This window comes from Bacteroidota bacterium (assembly GCA_034723125.1).
GTDB lineage: Bacteria > Bacteroidota > Bacteroidia > CAILMK01 > JAAYUY01 > JAYEOP01.
In genome coordinates, this window is record JAYEOP010000555.1 from 1 (window position 1) to 1,640 (window position 1,640).

Below are 1,640 nucleotides of genomic sequence, written 5' to 3' on the forward strand. Positions count from 1 at the left end.
AATTCAGTCGGTTTTGCCTGCTGTAACTTTTACAGAAATTGGAATTAGAGGGGCTGTCGTTATTTTTGTTTTTGAAAAATTCAGTTTAAATTTTGCGGCATTGCTTGCTGCTGCATATTTATTGTGGCTCATAAATATTATTATTCCAACTATCTTTGGAGGGATATTTATTCTTACTTTGAAAAGAAATAATCAAGAAAAAAAATGATGGCTGTTTTAACAATAATATTATGTTTTTTGTACCTTGTTCTTGTTGATTCTTATATTTTTGGATGGCTACGAACTAAGGAATTTAAAGTTAAAGAAATTAGAGAATTGCCATTTTTGTCAATAATTATTCCTGCAAGAAACGAAGAAGAAAATATTGAAAATACTATAAAAGATATTGCTAATCAGGATTATCCTTTTGAAAAGTTTGAAGTCATCTTGCTTGATGATGCATCAACAGACGATACACTACAAATTGTTGAGAATCTTCAATTGCAAAAAGGTTTTTCTCTTAGTATCATCAGGTTAAAAGAGGACGCAGATATTAAATCGCATAAAAAAAGAGCAATTAAAATAGGAATTGAGAAAAGTAAAGGAGAATGGATATTAACAACAGATGCAGATTGCAGAAGAGGTAAAAAATGGCTTTCAACAGTAGCATCATTTATAAAAATTAATAATCCATATTTTATTTCAGCATCTGTTTGTTTTCATGAAGAAAAAAACTTTTTTGAAAAAATGCAAAGCCTTGAGTTTATATCACTTATTGGGATAGGTGCTGCATCAATTAAAAACGGAATGCCAAATATGTGCAATGGTGCTAATCTTGGTTTTAAGAAAGAAATATTTTATGAAGTAAATGGTTATGAGGGTTTTGAAAATATTGCTTCTGGGGATGATGAATTTTTAATGCATAAAATTGCAAAGAAACATCCTTCGAAAATTAAATTTCTCAAAAACAAAAATGCGATTGTTTACACAAAAGCAAAAGTAGGAATAAATGATTTTTTTCAACAAAGGAAAAGATGGGTATCAAAAAGTAGCAAATACAAAAATATTTCAGAATCAATCATGATAATTTTAGTATGGCTTTTTCATTTTTTAATTTTATCAACAGGGATAATTGGAATTTTTAATGAAAAGTTTTTATACTTATTTGTTTTTTCTTTTGCTATAAAATTTTTCTTTGAAATGATTTTTGTAATCATTCTGGCAAATTATTTCGGTAAATTAAAATACATACTTACCTATCTCCCGGCTTCTTTGCTTTACGTATTCTATGTAGTTTTTATTGCCTTTTTTGCAAATAGGGGCAAATATAATTGGAAGGGAAGGGATATTAAATTGAACTGAAAAAGATTTATTTGAATTTCCAATAAGTTTTCTCAGTTGATTATGCTAAAAGAAAAAAAATTAATGTTAACAAAGCTGAAAAATGCCTATATAATATATTAAATTATAAATAGTGATATATGCTAATCCTGATTTGCCAAAAACACCAACTTGTTCAATTCTGTATTTACCTCTTTAACAAATAGAAAAAAGTATTAGTAAGTATTACAATTTAATCCTATCTTTGAAAAAATTAATATTTTAATAAAAACAATAAAATCTTAGAAAACATGAAAAATAAATTTATATTACTATCACTT

The 1,640-nt window shown here is 26.6% G+C and carries 2 protein-coding genes; both read left to right on the top strand.

What is annotated here, in order from left to right:
- Positions 1 to 208, top strand: a 208-nt coding sequence (locus tag U9R42_14175) for a hypothetical protein (GenBank protein MEA3497170.1), incomplete at its 5' end; no start/stop codon positions are given.
- Positions 205 to 1,341 (top strand): glycosyltransferase, encoded by a 1,137-nt coding sequence (locus U9R42_14180; GenBank protein ID MEA3497171.1) that lies wholly within the window; start codon positions 205 to 207, stop codon positions 1,339 to 1,341. The genes U9R42_14175 and U9R42_14180, both read left to right, overlap by 4 nt.
- The last annotated feature ends 299 nt before the right edge of the window (positions 1,342 to 1,640 follow it).

Excerpts from the sequence above, each read along its gene's own strand:
- U9R42_14180 (MEA3497171.1), top strand. The coding sequence starts at position 205 with ATGATGGCTGTTTTAACAATAATATTATGTTTTTTGTACCTTGTTCTT.